The sequence below is a fragment of the Thermomicrobiales bacterium genome, assembly GCA_041390825.1.
In the GTDB taxonomy this organism is placed as follows: Bacteria; Chloroflexota; Chloroflexia; order Thermomicrobiales; family UBA6265; genus JAMLHN01.
This window is the reverse complement of the sequence record JAWKPF010000032.1, coordinates 42,362-48,476: the sequence shown is the minus strand read 5'-3', so window position 1 is coordinate 48,476 and position 6,115 is coordinate 42,362. Positions and strand designations below refer to the sequence as shown.

Genomic DNA, 6,115 nt, shown 5'->3' with positions numbered 1-6,115 from the left:
CACTCCCAACGGACCACCCGGATCGCTTCCGATCCCCCGGTCTCGTCGTCGTGCCTGGCCTGGCAACCAACCTGTCAAGGTGCTGCGCTTTTGGCCACAGCCAATAGCGCCACCCTCAATATGAGGGCCGCTTAATCTACCACGCACCGTCGTAGGTGTCAAGGAAAGATCAAGTCATCTGTGCGCGTCTACGATCAAGATCGATGCGCGTCCCTCTTGCGAAGGCCGCTCAATCTACCACGCTTTCGAAACCCAAGTCAAGGATGGATCGGGCCGATCGTTCGGTCGGTGAAGGAACGGTGAATCCTGTGCAAAAGGGCGCCAGAACGGCGCCCCTTCTTATGCAATCGCCTTGTTCGGAACAACAGCCCGGCTACTCGCTTGCCTCGGGCGTGGGGGAACCGGTTCGGGTGCCAACGAGAATCGTGTTTTCGGACGCAGCGTAGCTGCCGACAAGATCGCCGTCTGCCAGGACTTTGCCATTTTTGTCGGTGACCGTCCGATGAATCGTCGCAGTGAACCCTTCTTGCGCGTACTCCACCTGGAGCTTGGTGCCTTCTTCCAGCTCCGGCGATTCTGTGTACTGTGTGCTCGTGTCCGGCTTGATCACATCTGTGATCTCTGGCTGGCTTACGTCGACAGCCCATCCGGGATCGGTGCCAAGAATACGTGCGGTAAGAACGGCGCCGTCGTCGACCACCTCGACCGCAATCCAATTCCCGGTCGTGTTGGTGAACCTGAAGTCAAGTGTGCCGTTGACCTCGTCGATGTTGACCATTGCATCGAGGCCCTTCATGCCACGCGGCGGTTCACCGTACGTCTGGATCCAGTAAGGATGGCTGTAGCGCTCATCGATCTGCATCCCGGCCCAGAATGCGGCCTGGAAAATCGTCGTCGAAACCTGGCAGATTCCCCCGCCAATAACCGGAGCCGTCGTCACGCCGCCTGCGCCGTCATCGACGATGCCGAAACCGGTGACGAACCCCTGATCTTCGGTGACCCCGCCAACGAACTCGGCGTAGGAGAACTGCGCGCCCGGAGCAATCAGCCAACCGTTCTGAAGCCCAGCTGCGACCTCTACGTTGTTGCGCCGGGCGTCGCTCGAATCTCCATAGTAGGTGGACGACTCCGCGAGCACATCACCGAGATAGATCTGACTGATGACGGGCATCGACAGCGTCGGTTCGACGGTCTTCACCGTGAGCTCGGCCTTGCCTTCGCCAGCGGTTGCGGCGGCAACAATCGCGGAGATCGATGCCTCGACATCGACCTCCTTGCCGTTCTCCCCCTTTTGCGCTGGGATGATGACACCGTCGACCAGGCGCAGACGGGGCTCTTTGACTGCAACATTGATGTTCTTGAATGTCTGCGCGAGTTCCTGCTCGAAGATGGAGCCATCGAATCCAAAGACGAACGGGTCGTCCTGGCCCTCACGAATCCTGACCGTCAAAGCCTTCAACAGATCCGCTCGCTCGAGTTGGACTGAGCCGCCGTCCCAGGTAACGGTAACGCCGGCATCCAGGAGCGCTTCCCCGCGCTCGGCAGCCGCCTGGGCTACGGCGTCTGGTATCTCCTGCGGGGTCGTGGAGTAGATCAGCTCGACATCATGGGTGCCGGTTTGCAACGCAGCGACGATTGCGTCAGCCGTGGCGGCCTGGTCAACTGCGATCGCCGACTGCCCCGGCAGAGCGGCCAACTTGCCATTGTCGTCGACCGTGATGCCCGCGTCCTTGGCGGGTCTGTCCATTGCGCTGGCGATCTGGCCAACGAATGCTTCCACCCCAGCACGATCGACCTCGACCGTTTCGTCGCCCTTCTTAAAGGAAAGCAGCGACTGCATCTGCGTCGGATCGATACTCCACGACGTGTCGGGTCCGCCTACAACAAGCGGCGACTGCATCAGCGTTTCGATCTGCGCCACGCCTGTCTGCAAGTCCTCGACCTTGGTATCGGCTTGCTGAATCGACGTAACCAGCGTCACTGGCTCACTCGAATGTGAGAGCACCCGCTGGATGATGAGGTCGCGAGTCGCCTCGGCGTCGAACGAGACTCCTGGCAGTTCCGGCACAATCGTTGGATTTCCGGTGTCGTCATACGTCAGATAGGCTGGCTGAGGATCGCGCACAAGTTGGAGAGCGGCGCCCTGCAGGGTCGCGTCGATCCTGGCAGTGTCCAGCTTCAACTGCATCGGCACGTCGCGACCATGCAGCAACGCGCCAGCCCAATCCTGCGTCCGCGACCAGATAGATCCGGAGCGTCCATAGTCGAACGCGGCGTCGAGCGATGCTTCGGTATCGACATCGATGCCGGAGGCGGCAGGATCGAAATAGAACTTCTTGTCATCGCTGACCAGCAGCACGGGGCTCGAGGCAGCGTCTGCAAAGGTTCGAGCCACTGCGGCGCGGGCTTCGGTGCGTGACATTCCGCCCACGTCGATGCCGCCGACCGACACGCCCTCGTAGATTTGGTTTGTGTGGGAGAAGCCGTAAAGGAGGAGACCGATGATGGCCGCGCCGACCAGAAGCAAAGCTCCGAAGAAGAGCGATGTCAGCACTCGGCCAACCTGATGCAGATCGCGGGGACGAGCGCTGCTGCTCGCGTCCTTGAAATCGGCCTTGCCGGCGGTGAGACCCTTAAGTGAAATGCTCATAGGCCGTTGCGAGGTCCATCCTTTTCGGTGCGAGCATGAAAAACGGCGTATGGAGCGCCGGATGTCGAATCATATATGCCGTTCGATAGCAAAATCAATTTTCCGCAAAGTCACAGAAGATCGCTCGTGGCCGGTTCCCCATTCCGCCAGGTGCACGTCATCGGCGATCGCGTACTCGCCAGCCGATTCGGTTTCTGGTGCTGCGTCTGCGCATGCGTTTGGCTTCATATCCCGCAGTGAGAAGAGGGGCAGCCGGTCGATCTTCAGCTGAAATGGTCTCGATCTGATCTCTTCGGGTCCTGACCGGTGGGTCGGTATTCTTGCTTGCTGTCTGGCTCCTGCCATCGACGGGTTCATCCCGGATTGCGTCCGGTCAGGCCTGGGAATCAGGCGCCGAAAAGCAGCGAACCGCGGATATCCGATCGATCGAGATCGTGACATCTTCGATAATTGCGCTCAGGGAAGCGTTCGGTTCGCAACAGACAGGGAGAGTGATGAGCAAGAACATCGTGTCGACGGACAAGGCGCCCGCTGCCATTGGCCCATATTCACAGGCTGTCGTAGCCAATGGCTTTGTGTTCACTTCCGGAGTCATTCCGGTCGACCCAGCGACTGCCAAGGTCGTCGAGGGGGGAATCACGGAGCAGGTGACTCAGGTGATGGAGAACCTCACTGCAGTGCTGGCAGCATCTGGTTCCTCGCTCGACAGAGCGGTGAAGACTACCTGCTTTCTCGCCGATCTGAACGATTTCGCCACGTTCAACAGTATCTATGCCACCTATTTCACCTCCGATCCGCCAGCCCGTTCAACCGTCCAGGTGGCCAAGCTGCCGCTCGGTGTGCTCGTGGAAGTGGAGTGCGTCGCGCTCGTCTAGACCGTCGCTTCCGACCGCTTTGAAGAAGGGGTCGAGATTCACGAGAGATCGGCGATCGCTGTGGTAGAATCGCGACGCCGAAAAGGGCGCGTAGCTCAGCTGGTTAGAGCGCACGGTTCACATCCGTGAGGTCACAGGTTCGAGTCCTGTCGCGCCCACCAACGACCGTGTGGAATCGGTTCGATGCGAAGAGCATTCGAACCTGCTCATGTGCACAAGCACGGTCGCAGAAAATCGGCAACAATGGCGAAGATCGAGACAGCAGACGGGGCGCGGCCCCGGATGCAGCGGGTCTAGTGAGAAGATCCGCGGATCGATCGAAAAGAAACGTCCCGGGTAGGGGATCTCCCCAGAAGGAGGGCACCGCATGAGACGCGAGCAAACGCTTGCCGATCGCATCACCAGCTCATCGGTATGGCGTTCCGTCGTCCGCCATGGCTATCCGGACAATCAGCGCAACCAGGCGCTGATCATCGCCAGCAACGTTTTCCTGCATATCCACCCGGTCAAGATCAAGCGGTACGCCACCAAGGTGACCTATACGTTCTGTCTCGGCGGGTTGTCGTTCTTCATGTTCCTGGTGTTGGTGCTGACCGGCGTCTTGCTCATGTTCTATTACGTCCCCTCATCGGACCAGGCGTACCAAAGCATGAAGGACATCGAAGCCAGCGTGACCTTCGGGCAGCTGATGCGCAACATGCACCGCTGGTCCGCCCAGGGCATGGTGATTGCGGTCTTCCTTCATATGGGCCGCGTCTTCTACACCGGCTCGTACAAGCCGCCGCGTGAATTCAACTGGGTCATCGGCGTGCTGCTGCTCGTGGTGACCTTCCTCCTATCGTTCACCGGCTATTTGCTCCCCTGGGATCAGCTGGCCTACTGGGCGATTACGGTCGGCACGCAGATCGGCGGCGCGGCCCCGATCCTCGGCCCCAAGGTCGACTTCCTGCTCAAGGGTGGCAAGGAAATTGGTCAGCCAACCCTGATCCGCTTCTACACCCTCCATGTCATCTTCCTGCCGCTCATTGCAGCGTTCCTGATGGCTGTGCACTTCTGGCGCATCCGCAAGGATGGCGGCATTTCCGGTCCGCTGTAGTCGCGGCCAGATCACTGAACCTGTAGACGACGTAGGACAAGGATCAACGGGAGCACGGCGAAATGGCGGAACTGGTGCAGGGCCAACCGACACAGCCCCAGAATCAAATCGATGAAGCAAAGCGTCAGAAGCTGCTCGAGCTGGTGCGTGGTCGCGCGCTCGCACGGCCGACCGACCTTGCCGATGACGAGGTCATGGTTTGGCCATCGCTGGTCGTCGTCGAGGCAGTCTGCGCAGCGGTCTTCCTCTTGATCCTGACGTTCCTGTCCATTTTCGTGAATGCGCCCCTGCTGGCGCGCGCGAACCCCAATCAGACACCCAATCCGTCCAAGGCGCCCTGGTACTTCCTCAATATGCAGGAGTTGCTCCTGCATATGGATCCCGGGCTGGCCGGCGTGATCGTTCCGTCGCTCACGCTGCTGGCGCTTGCGGCGATCCCCTATGTCGACCGTAGTCCGCTCGGTGTCGGCATCCTTGGCACGTCCGCCAAGGGCCGCAAGATCATCGGCTTTACCACGATATTCACATTGGTCGTGATTGTCAGCCTCATCCTCCTCGATGAGAAGCAGGGGCGAGGCACGGTCTTTGGGCTCGGCAGCTACCTGGCTGACAAGGGCGCGCCGCGCGAGTTCACCGAAATCATCATGCCCTCGATCGTGATGCTCGGCGGAATTGCGACGCTCATGATTTTGGTCCATTTCATCTTCAAGCCCACGCGGCGCGAAATGATCATCGCGCTCTTCACGGGCTTCTATGTGGGCTATTGGATCCTGACCATCTTCGGTACATCGTTCCGTGGCGTGGGGCAAGACTTGACCTGGCCGTGGGACCTGCCGCTGACGCATCACTAGGTCGCCGGTCGAATTGGCGAACAACCAGGATTCGGATCGGGACAGAGGAGAGAAGCATTCGGTGAAACGCAGCGGGATTGGAGCCATCATCGGCGTGGCGGCGGCATCGGCCGTCTGGGCCTTTGGGCACCTCAGCAGTGTTCCGAAGGCAATCAACAATGTCGTATCGCGGCGGAACTTCGTCCGCAACGCTGCGCTCGGGGCGGTTCTGATCGTCCTTGCGCAATTCGCTGCCGGTTTCGTGCGGTTCTTTTGGCCGAACAAGATCGGCGCCTTCGGCAGCGTTCTCACTGTCTCGGCGGCCGATGTGCCGGAGGTTGGCGGAGAGCCGTTCACCTATACGCCCGGCAAGTTCTACCTGGTGAATCTCGAAGAGGGGCTGATGGCGCTCTATTGGAAGTGCACACACCTGGGTTGCACTGTTCCGTGGGTTCCGTCAGAGGATCGCTTCCATTGCCCGTGTCACGGATCGATTTTCTTCGAGAACGGAGTGAAGGAATCAGGTCCGGCGCCGAGACCGCTCGACTATTTCCCGGTCACGGTGCTTCCCACTGGCGATGTCGAGGTCAACACCGGGTCGCCGACCACCAGGCACGACTTCAATCCAGACCAAGCCGTCCCATATCCGTAGGCTGGTTGGGCG

General features: G+C 59.9%; 5 protein-coding genes and 1 tRNA gene. 5 read left to right on the top strand and 1 reads right to left on the bottom strand.

What is annotated here, in order from left to right:
- Positions 1-373 precede the first annotated feature (373 nt).
- Positions 374-2,650 (bottom strand): peptidoglycan binding domain-containing protein, encoded by a 2,277-nt coding sequence (locus tag R2855_15920; GenBank protein ID MEZ4532481.1) that lies wholly within the window; start codon positions 2,648-2,650, stop codon positions 374-376.
- A gap of 494 nt (positions 2,651-3,144) precedes the next feature.
- Between R2855_15920 and R2855_15915 the strand changes: the two genes are divergently transcribed.
- From R2855_15915 to R2855_15895, 5 genes are all read left to right on the top strand, one after another.
- A complete protein-coding gene (locus R2855_15915) occupies positions 3,145-3,525 on the top strand; it encodes a RidA family protein (GenBank protein MEZ4532480.1) in 381 nt (126 codons plus the stop codon).
- An 84-nt stretch (positions 3,526-3,609) separates the two neighbouring features.
- Positions 3,610-3,686 (top strand) — tRNA-Val (locus R2855_15910).
- A 206-nt stretch (positions 3,687-3,892) separates the two neighbouring features.
- Complete coding sequence (gene extP, locus R2855_15905) at positions 3,893-4,621, top strand: selenite/tellurite reduction operon b-type cytochrome ExtP (GenBank protein ID MEZ4532479.1); 729 nt, start codon at positions 3,893-3,895, stop codon at positions 4,619-4,621.
- Positions 4,622-4,683: 62 nt separating this feature from the next.
- Positions 4,684-5,472: a hypothetical protein gene (locus R2855_15900; protein ID MEZ4532478.1), complete on the top strand. Its 789-nt coding sequence runs from the start codon at positions 4,684-4,686 to the stop codon at positions 5,470-5,472.
- 61 nt (positions 5,473-5,533) lie between these two features.
- Complete coding sequence (locus tag R2855_15895; GenBank protein ID MEZ4532477.1) at positions 5,534-6,103, top strand: Rieske 2Fe-2S domain-containing protein; 570 nt, start codon at positions 5,534-5,536, stop codon at positions 6,101-6,103.
- The last annotated feature ends 12 nt before the right edge of the window (positions 6,104-6,115 follow it).

Excerpts from the sequence above, each read along its gene's own strand:
- R2855_15920 (MEZ4532481.1), bottom strand. The coding sequence starts at position 2,650 with ATGAGCATTTCACTTAAGGGTCTCACCGCCGGCAAGGCCGATTTCAAG.
- R2855_15915 (MEZ4532480.1), top strand. The coding sequence starts at position 3,145 with ATGAGCAAGAACATCGTGTCGACGGACAAGGCGCCCGCTGCCATTGGC.
- extP (MEZ4532479.1), top strand. The coding sequence starts at position 3,893 with ATGAGACGCGAGCAAACGCTTGCCGATCGCATCACCAGCTCATCGGTA.
- R2855_15900 (MEZ4532478.1), top strand. The coding sequence starts at position 4,684 with ATGGCGGAACTGGTGCAGGGCCAACCGACACAGCCCCAGAATCAAATC.